The sequence below is a fragment of the Endozoicomonas sp. ONNA2 genome, assembly GCF_024606365.1.
In the GTDB taxonomy this organism is placed as follows: Bacteria; Pseudomonadota; Gammaproteobacteria; order Pseudomonadales; family Endozoicomonadaceae; genus Endozoicomonas.
Genome location: NZ_JAHHPO010000375.1, coordinates 1 through 16,381, shown reverse-complemented (window position 1 = coordinate 16,381; position 16,381 = coordinate 1). Strand labels below are relative to the sequence as shown.

Genomic DNA, 16,381 nt, shown 5'->3' with positions numbered 1-16,381 from the left:
AATAGCGGGGCTATTTGACGAAGAAGCAGGAATTTTTAGACCAATTTATCGCAACCGCACGACTGCATGGATGCAGGAGCTAGAACAACGCAGGAGCAGTTGCCGCGTAGGGCCGTCTATTCTCGGAAAGCCTCCTATGCCTGCAGCCATATTGAACCAGAGTTCATTTACCTGCAGTCCATGGAAATAAAGGGGCTATATGGTTTCACCAAATAAGTAGCAGACCATCAGAAACTGCAAACCTGAACCTGTCATTTTGATTCTGTAGAAGCAATGCTTTTTTTTAAGCCAAAAACTGGAATTGCATTGCTTCAGTCAGCTCACATCAATCACTATTTATGAATTTTCACATATTGGCTTTTCACACCATCAGTCATAAAATGCCTGGTCATTTATTCCCCCTTCTGGAAAACCCTATTCCCCTATGGCCGAGGAACTCACCATTGCTATTTTCTGAACTGGCTCTCCATGAACGGGTGCAAAAAGCACTGGCTGAACTCGGCTTTGACCAGGCCACCCCGGTTCAGGAACACACCCTGCCCCTGGCCATGACCGGCAAGGATCTGATGGTCAGCGCAGAAACCGGCAGTGGCAAGACAGCGGCGTTTCTGCTGCCCATGCTCAACCATATGCACACCAACCCTTCCCCCAAAACCAGTACCCGGGCCCTGGTGCTGGTGCCTACCCGGGAATTGGGACTGCAAATATTGAAAGAGTGTGCAGCGCTGGCTCGCTACACCTACATCAAGGCGGGACTGATCGTGGGTGGCGAGGACTACCGCCATCAGGTGAACACTCTGCGGAAAAACCCGGAAATCCTGATTGCCACCCCCGGCCGCCTGATTGAGCACATGAAAAACGGCAACCACGATTTCAGCGACCTGGAATACCTGGTGCTGGATGAAGCGGACCGTATGCTGGATATGGGCTTTGGTCCTGATGTGTCAAGCATCGTTGAACAATGCCATGCCCAGCGCCAGACGTTCCTGTTCTCGGCCACCCTGGAAGCCCGGGGCCTGGGTGCAATGGCCGCCCGGATATTGAACGACCCAACCCGTCTGACGCTGAATTCTGTCCGGGAAAAACACGCCAATATCCACCAGCAGATTATTCTCTCGGACGATACCGCCCATAAAGAAAAACAGCTGATCTGGCTGCTCCGGAATGAAACCTGTGACAAAGCCCTGGTGTTCACCAATACCAAAGCCCGGGCTGAGGAATTTGTCGGCAAAATCCGGGTTAAAGGCCTGAGGGTCGGCGTACTCCACGGGGATATGGACCAACGGGAGCGCAAGCACGTCATGCGCCTGCTGCAAGATGGCAAGATCAATATTCTGATTGCCACCGATGTCGCGGCCCGTGGCCTGGATATCAAGGGCGTAGACCTGGTGATCAATCTGGAAATGGCCCGCAATGGTGATGACTATGTCCACCGTATTGGCCGCACCGGACGCGCCGGGAAACAGGGGCTGGCCATCTCCCTGATTGGGCCGGACGAATGGAACCGGATGTCCAGCATTGAACGCTACCTCCGGCTACGTTTTGACAAACGTACCATCAAAGAGCTGCCGGGCAGCTATAAAGGCCCGAAAAAGCTGAAAAGCTCCGGCAAAGCCGCCGGCAAGAAAAAACCGGCCGGTAAAAAAGGCGTTGGTAAAAAACAGCCAGCGGATAAACAACGTCACCGGAATAAGAAGAACGTGGGCAAACGTCGTACACCGACATCCGATGCCAAGCCCACTGCGGCAACCACCACCGCAACCGATGCCGGTTTTGAACCACCCAGGCGCAGGAAATAACACGACACATGAGCAATAACATATCTTTTTCCGCTCTTGGGCTGGATGAGTCGCTGATTCAGGCAGTCCATGAGGCGGGCTACCAGAACCCCACCCTGATTCAGGCCAAATCGATTCCCATGGCCCTGACCGGCCGTGACCTGATGGCATCGGCCCAGACCGGTACCGGCAAAACCGCCAGTTTTACCTTGCCCATCCTGCACCGGCTGGCGCAGATGAGAGCCAGTAAAGCGATCCGCGCCCTGGTACTTGTCCCTACCCGGGAGCTGGCCATTCAGGTTGACCACAGTTTCCAGACCTATGGCAAGCACACAGCCATTAAGACAACTGCCGTTTATGGTGGCGTAGACATTGAAGAACAGTTGCAGGTTCTGCAAGAAGGCGTTGATGTCCTGGTGGCAACACCCGGTCGTCTGGTGGATATGATCAACCGCAAACATATCCAACTGGACAGCTTGAGAATACTGGTGCTGGACGAAGCCGACCGGATGCTGGACCTGGGTTTCCATGACGATATCCAACGCATTGTGCAACACGCACCGGCAAAACGTCAGAACCTGTTGTTCTCCGCCACCTTTGCCAAAGACATCAAACAGCTGGCCCATGAATTCATGCGCCACCCGGTCAAGGTTGAGCTGGAAAACCCCGACTCTGCCGCCAACACCGTGTCCCAGTCTTTCTACCCGGTTGACCAGCAGGATAAACCGGAGATTCTCAGCTATCTCATCCATGGTGGCCGCTGGCAAAAAGTGCTGGTATTTGTCCGCACCAAAAAAGCCGCCAACAAGGTTGCCGAGCTGTTGGCAGAAGACGGCATCAATGCCCGGGCTATCCACAGCGATAAAAGTCAGTACCTGCGTATTCGCACACTGGAAGATTTTAAGGATAACTATTTTGATGTGCTGGTAGCGACGGATGTGGCCGCCAGGGGACTGGATATCGAACAGCTGCCGCTGGTCATCAATTATGACCTGCCCAAAGTTCCCCGGGACTACGTCCACCGCATTGGCCGCACCGGTCGCGCCGGACAGAAAGGCCGGGCTATTTCCCTGGTGAACCCGGAAGAGAAAACGTTGTTGGCCGGTATCCGGCAGCTGATCAAAAAACCCCTGGAAATAGAACCGCTGCCCTACTTTGAAGATGGTGAGGTTCGTCCCGCTGAAATTGATGCGCCCGTCAGTAAAACCCGAAAACGGTCAAAACCGGATCTGAAAGCCGGTAAGCCCGGGATAAAACACCGGTCGGGTAATAAATCGCACAATGGCAGTAGAAAACCGGCAGGCACGGCGTCCAAAAAAAAGAAAAGGCCTTAAAAGCTTTGAACCACAAAGGCACGAAGACACAAAGTTTTTTCCAGGCTTGCCTGGACTTTGTTCAGCAAAAAAAGCTTCTTTGTGTCTCTGTGCGACCACCATGGATGGTGGAAGTGTCGATCAAGCAGGAGCATTTATCGACACTTTGTGGTTCAAAGCTTTTATATCTTGAGCAACACCCTCAGAAAGCGGGTAAAAAAGGTCGTATACAATGGAAGATATTATCGAAGAACTGCGGGAACGCGCCCTGGATGTCTCAGTCCCCCTGGAGCTGCCGGATGAGGACCAGCTGGTTGAGGTGGAAGAACAGATTCTGGTACCCCTCCCCTACGAACTCAGGGAGTTCCTGCTGCACGTCAGTGATGTTATTTATGGCTCCATTGAACCGGTGACGGTCACCGACCCACAGTCCCATACTTATCTGCCGGAAGTCGCCGCCAATGCCTGGGCTGAAGGCCTGCCCAGAGAGCTGATCCCCATTTGTGAATGCAATGGTGAGTACTATGGCATTTTCGAAGAAGGGGAAGTGGTGCGCTGGGCTGATGGTGCAGTGACTGACGACAGTTGGCCATCGATCTGGTTATGGGCCCGGGATATCTGGCTGGAGAGCTAGGGCCTGTTGAGGTTTTGTTGCGTGCTCAGTGGCTCAGAAAAGCGTCATATGCACGAAAGACTTGCGCAGCGCGTAGTTATTCTACGTCAAGCAAGTCTGACAAAGCAGATGGCGCTTTTCTGAGCCACCCTTCGGGCGTATCAGGGCGCCCCTATGACTTCGTTGCGACATTTTGAAAGGCAACCAGCCTTCCCGCAATGCCGCGCCTCGTCATAGGAGCGCCCTGATACGCTGAGCACGCAACAAAACCTCAACAGGCCCTATGTCTAAACGAATTCTGATTATTATGGCCATGGCTGCGGAAGCCAGGCCAATCATTGACCAACTGAGACTGCAGGCACTGCCCGCCAACCCGCAGTTGCAAAGTCCCTTCCCCCGTTTTCAGGGTGAGTTTGCGGGTAATGCCATCATGATCTCCCTGAATGGCACATCCAGTGAGTACGGTGTCGACAGGATAGGCACCGAGTTTGCCGCGCTGAATACCCAGTCCGCCATTGTTGAGTTTGCCCCGGACCTGATCATTAACGCGGGAACCTGTGGTGCCTTTTCCACCGATGCGGACATTGCCGAGATCATCACGTCCGACCAGCCGGTGGTTTACCATGACCACCGGGTTCCCCTGGCGGGCTTTGACCGGTTTGCCATGGGCGCCTATCCAACCGCCTATTGCCCCGAATACTTTCAGGGTATCGGGCATAAGCTTGGTGTGGTCACCACAGGCAACTCCCTGGATATGCCAGAGATAGACAGGCAGTGGGTCAGGCAAAACCACGGCATGGCCAAAGAGATGGAGTGCGCTGCGGTTGCAGCAGCCGCCCATCTTTACGGCATTGATTTTCTGCCCATCAAATCTGTTACCGATCATATCGATATCGAACTGAATAATGTTGAACAGTTCCTGAACAACCTGAACAAGGCGAGCCAAAAGCTGGGGGAAACCTTGATCAGGGTATTAGCCAATATCCGGTGAAGTACTGGCACCACCGACCCATATTGACCTTAAGGTCAGCGCATCCTGAACCCTTTTTTCTCCAGAAACGCCCTCATATGAGGGCGGGATTCTTTCCCCAGCAAGGCTGACATCTCCTGAGACCAGGCCCGATCCAGCTTGCCTTTGGTTCGCCGCTGGTAATAGGCTCTCATGGTATCGTCGTATTGAGCCACCAGCGCCTGATTCACTGGCTGGTAACGCTCCTCCATCAACACCGCTTCCAGCGGCAGCCTGGGTTTGCACTCCGGGTCCTGATCCGGGTACCCAAGGCAGAGGCCAAAGACGGGGTAGACCTGTTCCGGCAATGCCAGCAAATCACTGACCTGTTGCGGGTCATTGCGCAGTCCCCCGATGTAGCAGATACCCAGCCCTTCTGACTCCGCAGCGACCACCACGTTCTGGGCAAACAGTGCAACGTCCACGGTGGCAATAATGAAATGCTCGGTCATCCCGTCCGCCATGGTCTTGCCCGACTGTTCACAGCACCAGCCAGCACGGTTCAGGTCGGCACAGAACACCAAAAACTCAGCCGCCTGCTCCACATAGGCCTGCCCACCCGCCAGCTCTGCCATGGCTTTGCGGGTTTTCGGGTTTCTCACCCGAATAACACTGACACCTTGCAGGTTACTGGAGGTGGCGGCACTCTGGCCTGCGCTGATCAAGTCCCTGAGCAAGCGCTCGTCGATGGGTTGTTCCGTAAATTTGCGAATAGAACGGTGGGATTGCAGCCGTTCAATGACAGACTGGGTCATGGTGTTATTCTGCCTCCTGTGATTATTACCCTTCACTATTCTGGCAATGGCCGGATTTTTCAAGGCTGTCTGCCTCTGGTAGACTTCCTCTCCCGGATCTGGCCCCGGATTTGCGCTCCGGACCGCTGACAAAGGACAATCAATAAATGATACTCTCTCTACAAGATGCCCCTCAGACAGCCACTCCCATTGTGGTCTGTGCCCTCTATAAATTCGTTGCCCTGAAGAACTTTGCCAGCCTGCGCGAACCCCTGCTCAGAACCATGGCAGCAAACCATGTCAGGGGGACGCTGCTGCTGGCCCCCGAAGGCATTAACGGCACCGTGGCCAGCACCCGCGAAGGCATTGATGCCCTGCTGGCCTGGCTTAACCGGGATACCCGCCTGAACCCCATTGAATGCAAAGAGTCCCAGAGTGACTCCATGCCGTTCAAAAGAACCAGGGTCAAACTCAAAAAAGAGATTGTCACCATGGGCGTGGCCGATATTGACCCAAACAAGGCCGTCGGGACCTATGTGGAACCGGCAGACTGGAATAGCCTGATCAGTGATCCGGATGTCCTGGTGGTGGATACCCGCAACGATTACGAAATTCAGGTGGGTACCTTCAAACACGCCATCAATCCAAAAACTGAATCTTTCCGGCAGTTCCCGGCATACGTCGATGCCAACCTCAATCCTGAGACCCATAAAAAGGTTGCCATGTTCTGCACCGGCGGCATCCGCTGCGAGAAGTCCACTGCCCTGCTCAGGGAAAAAGGCTTTGACCAGGTTTACCACCTGAAAGGCGGCATCCTGAAATACCTGGAAGAAGTACCGGAAGCAGAGTCACTCTGGGAAGGTGAATGCTTTGTCTTTGATGACCGGGTAACGGTGAATCATGACCTTGGGCCGGGCTCCTACGACCAGTGCAACGCCTGTCGCCTGCCCATCACACAAGCCGACAGGCAAAGTGACAGATACCAGCAGGGTGTCAGCTGCCCCCACTGTTATGACCAGCTGACGGAACAGCAGAAAGCCCGATTTACCGAGCGTGAAAAACAGATGCAGCTGGCCAGATCACGGGGTGAAGCCCATATGGGCGCAGAGGTTGCCGAGACCGTTGCCCACCGTCGTCAGTTAAAGGAAGACGCACGCAGGCAACAGCAGCGCCGGAGCCGGGTGGGCAAAGTCAAATAGCTGGGCTATGTTTTAATGTGCCATAAGTAGCTGGCCATATTCGATTTCATATGGTTAGCTACTTAAGTACCATTCTATGTCTGGCATCTGGTGAAGTGAGTATTAACAGCTGAACGGAGCGTCGCCATGGAACTTGAAAACCCCGAGCATCTCAACCCTTTTATCCTTCTGGGTATTGTCAACGAAAAGCTGAGGCTTACCTGCAACTCACTGGATCAGCTGGCCGATGAGATGGACATGAGCAAACAGGAGATCGAAAGCCAGCTTCATAAAATCCGTTTTCATTATCAGTCGGTCAATAATCAGTTTGTTCATGACTGACAGATATGCCAGGGGCTGTTGAACTTGCCACGAAACTTCACTTGTCACGAAACTTCAACAGTCCCTAAGCAAAATACTGCCACACCAACTTTACTGATAAAGTCCCTCCCCGTACCGCATGAACCAGCAAAATCGCAAACCCCAGGGCCATCAACGGCAACAGTGGGCGCTTCTCCTCCCGCAGAAAGTACCAGCCAGCCCCAGTTAAACAAAGTGCCAGTATCATCAGCCGGGCATCCGCCGGCTCGTCGGCAACCACTTCCATAAAGATCGCCAGACAACCAATCACATTGGCAATCAACCAGATGGGCGACAGCATCCCGATGCTGCCCAGCAACGGCAACTTGATCAGTGCGCCACCGGTCCAGGCTTTGGGCTGCAGATCCGACGACAGGTGAAAGGCAATCCCCAGGGCCAGGCCAGCGGCAATGGCAGAAAAGCCGGAAGCCGACACCACCAGCGCAGGAAGGCAGGAGTGGGTTATTGCTGAACGGTGGGACAATCCCGGAATCGTTAAATCCAGGTCCGGTAACCGAATACCGGCAATCAACCCGGCCAGGAAAAACAGGGTCTCTTCCATGAAGGCCATGGTGAGCCAGAACGGGCAAAACTCTCTGACTGCCAGAACCATACCCGCCAACAGAACAGCCATCAGCGGTGCACCATACAACTTCATAGATCACAAAACAGACAAATAAGGGTGAGGGACTATAACCGCTATCACTGCAACAAGGCCAATCAAATTCTGGTCTCAGTGTATGGCAAAGGGCGCAAGATTACCGGATATAAATACCCCGTAATAATCGCCGAAATATAGCTTAATCAAAACCAGGAAAGGTTTACCGTGAAAATTAAGCCAGGAAAAGGCATCCAGCATCTTCCAGCGGAGGTTAACCCCCACAAGACAGGCCAGACAGCTTATAAAAACGGCAAAAAATTAGCACCTCATGAGGTTGATGAACCTTACCAGAGAGCAAACTCTGCTGGTCCATCCTCAGGCAGGAAGCTCTCAGAATCGAGTATTTCCTTATTGAGTGATGAAGGTTACGAAACGGACACAAGCTCAATACCACCTGATGAGTTTTCTGACACAGCATCTGTCACACCAACGATTACACCAACGATTACACCAACGATTACAACAAAAAACCCTCATGATAATGCTGCATCTTTCGAAGAGCTTTATGTCCACAATTACTGCAAGAACGCAGAAAACTTCATCAATGAATCATTTTTTGATAGCAAAAACCATGGGGATGAACCGCTCTTCTGGACAGATGCCATGGCTCAGGAACTGAAAGCAATTGCCATAAAGGAAAACCGGCCAGTAACACTGGACGATTACTACCCATTAAATCAGGCAAAAAACCGTTCTCTGGAGCAACCCGGACAAGAGAATAATGTAGATAAATTATTTGCTCGAACTTCTCTGTTTGAGCTGCCCATATATCACCCGGAAGATATTAAGGACCGGCTGATTGAAATCTCTGACAATCGCCCAATCAACAAAAAGTCCCTTGAGAAAAACAAACTCAGTGAAAACCTCCAGAGCACCCGTGCAGCCAAAGCATTTAAAGAACCAGCCGGTAACCAGAAACTCGAAAAAGGATTACTTGCAGGCGCGGTAGCAGGTGGTGTGGCCTCAGGCGCCACCGTTGCTGCTGCCAGCGCACAACAACCACCCCATGACCCCGGCATGTTTGATCACATTTCGCCGAAAGATGTACCCATCGATGAAATAAAAATATTTGCTGCACACAATACCGAAGCCATTTCCGGCAAAGGGTCGCTGCCATTGGTGGCTACCAATCAAAATATGGGCCTGGAGGATATACTGAACAAAACCCCAATTCGGGGATTTGACCTTGATGTGCATGAACATAATGGTGAAATCGTTCTCAACCATGGTGGTTACTTCGATGCTACGGTCAGCGATGACGATATTCCTAAACTGGATAACGTACTGGAAACCATGAATGATTGGCTGGACGATCCAGCTAACCATGATGAAGTGCTGTTCCTGAATTTTGAAATGAAGGCCTCACCCTGGGCGACCTGGGATTCGCTGGAAAAAGCCTTTAGCCCCGGTCGCATTTTCTCCGCTCGTGAATACAGGGCTATGAGCAACAATTTGGGGCGTGCGCCAACGATTGAAGAGATTCGTGACAGAGGATACAAAGTTGTTGTTTATAACCATAACCATTATCTCGGAGCTGGCACCGGCAAAATCGGGTTTCGTGATTCGCCCCTTGAGGCTATCTCGGAAGACCGCACACTAATGGAGCAGTTAAGTAGTGTGAACGCTCAGGTGGGTGATTTAAAAACCAGTGAAATCGCTCCTCATATTACCACTGACCAGATTGATGAAATCATGAAAACTCCGGGGGGAAAATGGATTTCTCTGGATCAGGTATCACCTGACGACCCTCGTTTTTTCAAGCCGGAAGACCGGGATAACCTGGCATTGAATCCGGATCTGAAAGTAATGGGCCTCTTTTATGAGAGCGATAAGGCTTTTCAATCCGCCCTGCTGGGGTTTGGCACGGCCACCGCATCGGCAACGGCTGCCCTTGCCCTTGCAGGCGGTGCTTATCGGGGATTTTTGAATGAAAAGAAGATCCGCAATCAGGATAAGCTGTTGCCTGGCCACCTCAAGGCCATGGAGCTGACAGCAGTCCTGCTAAAGCGAAAAAACAGCAAGAAGCAAGCGGGTAAACCGTTAGGGGAAAAGGTAACCCTGGAAGAAGTGAAAAACCTCTATAAGCAAAATCAGCTGAAGACCATGACCAAAGACACCCTCATGGCCGGAGCCGGTTCTACTGTCAGCCTGACCGGTTCGGCACTGGCACTGGGAATGCTTTTCCCACCATTGATGCCGGCATTTGGTGGAGCGTCTGCCGGTGTAGCCGGCATCGGCACGGTAGCTACCATACTGGCGACCGTTGGTAACCGCAAACGACTGGGCAAGGCTATTGATGACGCATTTGAGAACCCCGGAGTTCTTAAGGCGCTGCAACAGCGAGTCGATGCCATGAACCTTGAAATTGAGCAATGCGCCAAAAGCAGTGGCGATGTCGATGAACTGCTGTCCAGTATGGTTTCTGACCGTGAGAAAGGTGAACGGCTGCTGAAAGCCAGCACCGTGATGCTCAGCACCAGCCTTGTGGCCAGGGCCAGTGGTATGAGCAAGTACGGTATGCCGGCCCTGGGCACGGCAGCAATGGGGGTTGGAGCCACCATGACCGGGGTGCTTGTCGCCCTCTCTGCCGCTATGAACTTTCGGGATCGGCACAGCAAATTGCAGAACCTTTCCCAGACTACATCAGAAGTCCTGCGCCCGGACTATGGCAGAAAACAGAAAAGAAAACTGGGTTTGTTTGGTGATACTGCTTTTCAGCGATTCCTGAAAAAGAACCGGACAGAAGTGATCCGGGACCTTGACCTGAAGCCGGATTGTAAAAATAAAGAGATTTCATTTGCATTTTCACTGCCGGGCAATGAAACAAAACTGGAATACTATTTACGTGGGTTTGCAGTAAAAGAATGGGTGAAAGACCTCACTGCATTCGCCAAAAAACAAAAAAACAAGCAAAACTTTGCAGAGGTTCGAAAGAATCCCGAGGCGCTAAAAGCACTACTAAGACAGTACGCCATCAAGCGGGTTGGAGACTTCGCCCACAACGACACATTTTCCGAAGGACGGTCTGGCACCCTCAAACTGTCACTGATCGGAGCATTCAGTGGTATCTTCTTCCTGCCAATACTCGGTGTGGCTGCCGGAGCCCTGGGAATAGGTCTGGGAGTGTCGAAAGCCGTTGCGGTTCATGAGCGAAAGATCTTTACCAAAAAGCTCACAGACCTTATGGATAATGAACCTGGAGAGGACGCGGAAAAAATAGCTGCCCATAATAGCCTTAATGGCATGATTGACAGCTGGACAAATATGTTGGCGGATACTTCAAAAGCGTAGCCTCTTGACACAAAAACGTCTGAAACCTCACCAGACATTCCCAAACAACAACATCAGTAAAACCACTGAGATGCGATACTGGCTACTTCAGCTCATTCAATCGCCAGTCATACTGGTACTGGATAGTACCGGTATAGTTTTTCAGTCGTCGGCCATCTGCCTGAGAAGCAAACTGGCGCAGGTGTAAAACAACCCCTTCCTGATCAATAAAATCCTGTTCATACCATTCATATATGCGGGACAGCGTCAGCTTGCCATCCACCCAGCTCATGCCTTTTTCCTGCCGGATAAAGCGCCTGGCAAGCTCATTGAGCATCGGCTCCGTATTGGCCGCAGTAAAGGCCGTTGGGGACAAGTCCGGACAACCGATGCTGGCGCAGTTCACCGCATAATGAATACGACTATCGTCCCATAGTGGTCTGAGAATCCGATGCTCAATATCATTCAACGTCAGGTTTTGCCCCACAACTTGCGTGATGTCCATATCCCAGGGCCCAAACTGGTACCAAGGGCCAATTTTGGTAATGGATTTAACCGGGTAGTGCTCCAGAATGAGATCAACCGTTAACGCGTTATAAAAGTTGATCCAGTAAGCTTTCTGCTCCGCTTCTGAGTAGTTCCCTGGGTCCAGGGAGGCCATATCCGTCAGGTATTTATCCAGCTTATCCCGATCTTCCTGACTGACCAGCTGATATCGAAAACGATTCCCATCGGGGCGAAGTGCCAGATATGTATCCAATATCTCCTGCCAGAGCTGGTGATTGATCACACCAGAAGACTCAGAATTGCTTTTATCCCACAATGCCCAGTAGCTGCTGGCAGGTGCTGCCATTACCCCCCCCGGAAGGATGAATAGCGAGGCACCAAGCAAAATTGTTATTACCGGTCGCCACAGATTGACAAGGCAAAAACGGAGGGAAGCAAAAAGATTGCAAGGTATGGTCATGGGAACTCCTTCTGTTATTTATTCAAAGACTGTTAGCCTTGACTATGCAAATCATACTGCAGCAATTTATTGCTGTTGATCATGGAAAGCAGTTCCTGAACATATTCATCACCCCGAGCGGAATACGCACGCAAACCATGGACCAGGTCCGCTCCTGTGACTGGCTCTTGCCTGGCTCTTTTCTGCTCGCGCAGCTCTCTCAAGGCCTTGTATTGACCATTGGTATTGAGATTGTGCATATAAGCATGGACCGAAGCTGCAACATCCTTAAACTTCTGAACCTCATAGGTCTCTCCTTCCGGACGGGCCCCCGGTACAATTCCACAGCCCGGAGTAAAACACCACTGACCAAAGAAGTTGTTACCCTGCCGGGCAAACCTGGAAGTCCCCCATGCCGTTTCATTGGCCGACTGAGCCAGGGCAAGAGAAGCAGGGATCCTGTCAACACACGTCAGTAACTGTGTAAAAAAACGCGGATCAATGGCTGAAATATCACGTATACGATATTTTTTTCCTATATCAGCCAGCCATAACCGATCTTTCTCCGTCAGCTCTGACTGGGAAGATAACGCAATAATCCGCTGACGATTTTGTAAGATCCTGTCATTCTCTTTTTGCACCAACGGCAACAAGAAGCCAAAGAAAGCACTTTTTTTAGCCTTGACATCAACCATACTGCCGAAGTCCGGTATGGTCACAACAGACGAATCTTCTGCCTTTTCAATCAATCCCGATACTGGCAGTTCAGGCCCTGAGACAAACTTGCCCTGACAGTGAACCCCCAAAGACAGCACAATTAATGCCAGTAAAACACCCAGCATAATTTTATCAATATTCATGAGCATGAGTACCCAAATGAAATATCTCGATACCGTGAGATGATAAAAGCTTATAGCCAAAAAAGGCAGAAAATCCACCAAAAGACGTGTAGATTCTTTACAAACCAGGTGAAACATGACAACACTTTATATGCGGCTCAACTTGGATGCGGCTCAACTTGGATGCAGCTCAACCTGGATGCAGCTCAACTTGGATGCAGCTCAACCTGGATGCAGCTCAACGCGGTTCAGCGGTGGAATTGGTATAAAATGGAATCGTATATTTCTGGCCAGACAGGCAGTTACTATGCACAACTCAGGGAGCATAGCCGTAGCTATGTAACCGGAGTTGTAACGCACTGCGACTGCATGAATACAGGAGCCGGGAGGGTGTCGGAAAATAGCGCCCGCCCAGCCTCCCGGGCGACCCAGAGAACAGCAAAAAATATGATTTCATTTGGTCAACTACTTAAATCCCTGCAAAGAGCCAAGAATAATAACAAGGGTTAACCGCCGGTCAGTAGCAGTATCCACCACTTCAGTGGAAGAAGCGGCCTGATATCCTGCCGAACAAACGGAGGCACTGTTATGATCCTAAGCCATTTCTGGGGCTTGCTTACTGAGCCTGACACCGAATGGGTCAGCATTCGAAAGCACCCGACCGGATTGCTCCGGCTCTACCTTGGTCAAATCATCTGGCTGGCAGCCCTGCCTGCCATCTGCACTTACATTGGTACTACGATGGTCGGCTGGAGCCTTCCCGGAAGTCACAAAGTTGTCAGACTTACACCCCAGAGCGCCCTGTGGATGTCTATCCTTGCCTGGATGGCGATGGTTTGTGGCGTCGCGGTTATGAGTTGGTTCATCCAGTGGATGAGTAAAAACTTCAACAGCGACCCTTCATTGACAGACTGCACAGCCTTTAGCTGTTATACCGCTTACCCTCTGTTTCTGATCGGTATTTGCGGCCTCTATCCATCACTGTGGCTGGCTATTATTGCCGGTACTGTGGCAGTATCCGCCACCGCCTACCTGCTGTACAGCGGTCTTCATATTTTTATGAAGATTCCGGCAGAACAGGGCTTTATCTATGCCAGCTCAGTGCTCTGTATTGGTCTGGTGGTTCTGGTTGCCATGATGATCACTACCGTTATTTTCTGGGGTATGGGCATTGGGCCTGAATACGTTCAGTAATGGCTGATCATGGCCGCTGTGTGCGGCTTTTTTTTGTGCCTGACGGATTTACGGATTTCACCATATTCCACTATGATTACCGGGCAAACACAGGGAGCAGACCGACAATTGCCGAACGACCTTCACCAGATTGAACAGCGGGTTCTTGAGCTTTACCAGGAAGCTGAAACCTTTTTTCAACAATCCTTTAAAAAACCCTATATTCGACTGGATCTCACCGGAGAAACAGCGGGCCAGGCATGGATCGATAAACGTCAACTTCGCTTTAATAAAGCGCTGCTTCAGGAAAACCGTGAGCACTTTATCCAACAAACCGTCGCCCATGAGGTGGCGCACCTGCTGGCCTATGAACTGTTTGGCCGAAAAATCCGGGCCCATGGCAGGGAATGGCAAGGGATAATGACCAGGGTTTTCAGAGTTCCCGCCGATCGTTGTCACCGTTACGACACCGGCAGAAGCAGCCGGAAGCAGTGGCTTTATCAATGCCAGTGCAAGACGATTCACCTGAGCACTATACGACATAATCGCTCACAACGGGGTACGGTCTATCTGTGCACAGCCTGTAAAGGGCCACTAAAGTTTCTCGGCAACGTTCAGACGGCTGCCCAAAACTGCTAATAAATCGTCACCGTATTTCTCCAGCTTAAATTGACCAATTCCAGCCATTCTCGACAATTCAAGATGGGATCGGGGACGATGCCTTATCAGCTCCATCAGGGTCTTGTCGTTCAGGATGACATAAGCCGGTACTTGCTGTTCTTCAGCATGGCCACGGCGCCATTGGCGCAAAGCCTCCCACAATTGCTGATCCTGCGCTTTCACAACCACACGACCGACTTCCCGGTATTCCTGCTCATACTTCCGGGAAGGCTCATAGCGATCACGGCGTAACTGAATACGCTCATCACCTTTTAACAGTGACCGGCAACGCTGATTCAATTTAAGGGCACCATACCGGTCGTGATCCACATTCACATACCCCCTGGCCACCAGCTGGCGATAGACCGACCGCCAGTTGCTCTGATCCAGCTCGGTGCCAATAGCAAAAGTGCTAAGACGATCATGACCAAAACGGCGGGTTTTTTCGGTACTTTTCCCCAGCAGAATATCCACCAGATGAGCCACCCCAAAGCTCTGCCCGCTGCGGTAAATACAAGACAACGCCTTGCGGGCAACTTCGGTCCCATCCCATATTTCCGGTGGTTCAAGACACAAGTCGCAATAGCCGCAGGGTTCATCCAGAGGCTCATCGAAGTAATTCAACAACACCTGACGTCGGCATCCGGTTACCTCACAAAGTGCCAGCATGGCTTCCAGCTTTTGTTGCTCTATTTGTTGAATATGCTCACTGGCACCGGAGCGGGCCTGAAGCTGTTTGAGCAGCACCACATCCTGTAAACCATAAACCATCCAGGCAGTAGCGGGCAGGCCATCACGCCCCGCACGCCCGGTCTCCTGATAATAGGCCTCAATACTTCTTGGCAGGTTGAGATGGGCAACAAACCGGACATCCGGTTTATCAATCCCCATACCAAAGGCAATGGTCGCGACAATGATGATCCCTTCTTCGACGATGAATCGATGCTGGTTTGCCCGCCGTTCTTCCGGTGACAGCCCGGCATGGTAGGGCAGCGCCTTTCGTCCTGACTGCGTTAACCACCTGGCAGTCTGATCCACTTTCTTACGGGAAAGGCAGTAAACAATACCAGAATCTTCGGGATGCTCTTTATCAAGAAAGTTCAGTAGTTGCTGCTTACCCTGCTTCTTCTGGCTGATCCGGTAGAAAATATTGGGCCGGTTAAAGCTGTCTATAAACACGCGGGCTGCTCCAAGCCCCAGTCGATCACGGATTTCCTGGCGGGTCCTCTGATCAGCGGTCGCGGTAAGGGCAATTCTGGGAACCCCCATAAACCTGGCCTGCAGGCAGGCGAGTTGCAGGTATTCCGGCCGAAAATCGTGTCCCCAATGGGACACACAGTGAGCTTCATCAATGGCAAACAAAGCCACCTGAATCCGATCCAGTAGCCGCAGCATCGCCTCAGTCAGCAGTCTTTCCGGCGCTACATACAATAAATCAAGATCACCGATCAGCAGTTCCCGCTCAACCCCAAGCCGGTCCTTTGGCGTCATGGCGGAGTGCAGACAATCAGCACGAATACCCAGCTCCCGAAGACTGCTAATCTGGTCTTCCATTAATGCTATCAATGGTGAAACGACAACTGCCGTACCACCCCTTAATAACGCGGGTATTTGATAACAGAGTGATTTCCCACCCCCTGTAGGCATCAATACCAGGGCATCACGGCCAGCAACAATTTCATGAATTACGTCTTGCTGGAATCCTCGAAAGGACTGGTAACCAAATGTATTTTTTAAAATATCCAGAGCAGGATCAGGCATTGAACAGAATCGCATCTGATAAAATACCAAGTATAAGTAGCTAACCATATGAAATCATATATTTCTGACTCCTTGTGCCGGCACTC

General features: G+C 51.4%; 16 protein-coding genes. 11 read left to right on the top strand and 5 right to left on the bottom strand.

Features of this window, described 5'->3' with window-relative positions:
• The 5 genes from KDK14_RS06910 to KDK14_RS06890 form a co-directional block, all read left to right on the top strand.
• The coding region (locus KDK14_RS06910) for a hypothetical protein (protein ID WP_257264300.1) at positions 1–190 on the top strand (190 nt) is incomplete at its 5' end.
• A gap of 253 nt (positions 191–443) precedes the next feature.
• Positions 444–1,799 (top strand): DEAD/DEAH box helicase, encoded by a 1,356-nt coding sequence (locus KDK14_RS06905; protein WP_257264299.1) that lies wholly within the window; start codon positions 444–446, stop codon positions 1,797–1,799.
• Positions 1,800–1,807: 8 nt separating this feature from the next.
• Positions 1,808–3,112: a DEAD/DEAH box helicase gene (locus KDK14_RS06900; protein ID WP_257264298.1), complete on the top strand. Its 1,305-nt coding sequence runs from the start codon at positions 1,808–1,810 to the stop codon at positions 3,110–3,112.
• A gap of 211 nt (positions 3,113–3,323) precedes the next feature.
• A complete protein-coding gene (locus tag KDK14_RS06895) occupies positions 3,324–3,725 on the top strand; it encodes an SMI1/KNR4 family protein (protein WP_257264296.1) in 402 nt (133 codons plus the stop codon).
• Positions 3,726–3,987: 262 nt separating this feature from the next.
• Entirely contained in the window at positions 3,988–4,695 is a 708-nt protein-coding gene (locus KDK14_RS06890; protein ID WP_257264295.1) for a hypothetical protein, read from the top strand.
• A 35-nt stretch (positions 4,696–4,730) separates the two neighbouring features.
• Here KDK14_RS06890 and nfsA read toward each other — a convergent pair whose 3' ends face one another.
• Positions 4,731–5,468, bottom strand: coding sequence for an oxygen-insensitive NADPH nitroreductase (gene nfsA, locus KDK14_RS06885; RefSeq protein ID WP_257264301.1), 738 nt, complete (start codon positions 5,466–5,468; stop codon positions 4,731–4,733).
• Positions 5,469–5,614: 146 nt separating this feature from the next.
• On the opposite strand from nfsA, the gene KDK14_RS06880 reads away from it, so the two are divergent.
• Together KDK14_RS06880 and KDK14_RS06875 are read left to right on the top strand one after the other, a co-directional pair.
• Entirely contained in the window at positions 5,615–6,646 is a 1,032-nt protein-coding gene (locus KDK14_RS06880; RefSeq protein ID WP_257264294.1) for a rhodanese-related sulfurtransferase, read from the top strand.
• A gap of 126 nt (positions 6,647–6,772) precedes the next feature.
• Positions 6,773–6,967, top strand: coding sequence for a DUF4250 domain-containing protein (locus KDK14_RS06875; protein ID WP_257264293.1), 195 nt, complete (start codon positions 6,773–6,775; stop codon positions 6,965–6,967).
• Between the two features lie 64 nt (positions 6,968–7,031).
• On the opposite strand, the gene KDK14_RS06870 is transcribed toward KDK14_RS06875, so the two are convergent.
• Positions 7,032–7,619 (bottom strand): hypothetical protein, encoded by a 588-nt coding sequence (locus KDK14_RS06870; protein ID WP_257264291.1) that lies wholly within the window; start codon positions 7,617–7,619, stop codon positions 7,032–7,034.
• Between the two features lie 192 nt (positions 7,620–7,811).
• Between KDK14_RS06870 and KDK14_RS06865 the strand changes: the two genes are divergently transcribed.
• Positions 7,812–10,937 (top strand): hypothetical protein, encoded by a 3,126-nt coding sequence (locus KDK14_RS06865; protein ID WP_257264290.1) that lies wholly within the window; start codon positions 7,812–7,814, stop codon positions 10,935–10,937.
• Positions 10,938–11,019: 82 nt separating this feature from the next.
• Here the strand turns inward: KDK14_RS06865 and KDK14_RS06860 are convergent, their stop codons facing one another.
• Together KDK14_RS06860 and KDK14_RS06855 are read right to left on the bottom strand one after the other, a co-directional pair.
• Positions 11,020–11,769, bottom strand: coding sequence for a DUF547 domain-containing protein (locus KDK14_RS06860; RefSeq protein WP_257264289.1), 750 nt, complete (start codon positions 11,767–11,769; stop codon positions 11,020–11,022).
• Positions 11,770–11,915: 146 nt separating this feature from the next.
• Positions 11,916–12,722, bottom strand: coding sequence for a glucosaminidase domain-containing protein (locus tag KDK14_RS06855; protein WP_257264288.1), 807 nt, complete (start codon positions 12,720–12,722; stop codon positions 11,916–11,918).
• 249 nt (positions 12,723–12,971) lie between these two features.
• Here KDK14_RS06855 and KDK14_RS06850 point away from each other — a divergent pair, with 249 nt between their 5' ends.
• From KDK14_RS06850 to KDK14_RS06840, 3 genes are all read left to right on the top strand, one after another.
• On the top strand, positions 12,972–13,211 hold the full coding sequence (locus KDK14_RS06850; protein ID WP_257264287.1) for a hypothetical protein: 240 nt from the start codon (positions 12,972–12,974) through the stop codon (positions 13,209–13,211).
• 78 nt (positions 13,212–13,289) lie between these two features.
• The gene (locus KDK14_RS06845; RefSeq protein ID WP_257264286.1) at positions 13,290–13,895 is read left to right on the top strand and encodes a Yip1 family protein; all 606 of its coding nucleotides are present in this window, start codon (positions 13,290–13,292) and stop codon (positions 13,893–13,895) included.
• A gap of 9 nt (positions 13,896–13,904) precedes the next feature.
• Positions 13,905–14,513: a SprT family zinc-dependent metalloprotease gene (locus KDK14_RS06840; RefSeq protein WP_257264285.1), complete on the top strand. Its 609-nt coding sequence runs from the start codon at positions 13,905–13,907 to the stop codon at positions 14,511–14,513.
• On the opposite strand, the gene recQ is transcribed toward KDK14_RS06840, so the two are convergent.
• On the bottom strand, positions 14,469–16,295 hold the full coding sequence (gene recQ, locus KDK14_RS06835) for a DNA helicase RecQ (protein ID WP_257264283.1): 1,827 nt from the start codon (positions 16,293–16,295) through the stop codon (positions 14,469–14,471). The two genes, KDK14_RS06840 and recQ, sit on opposite strands and share 45 nt — an antisense overlap.
• Positions 16,296–16,381 lie beyond the last annotated feature (86 nt).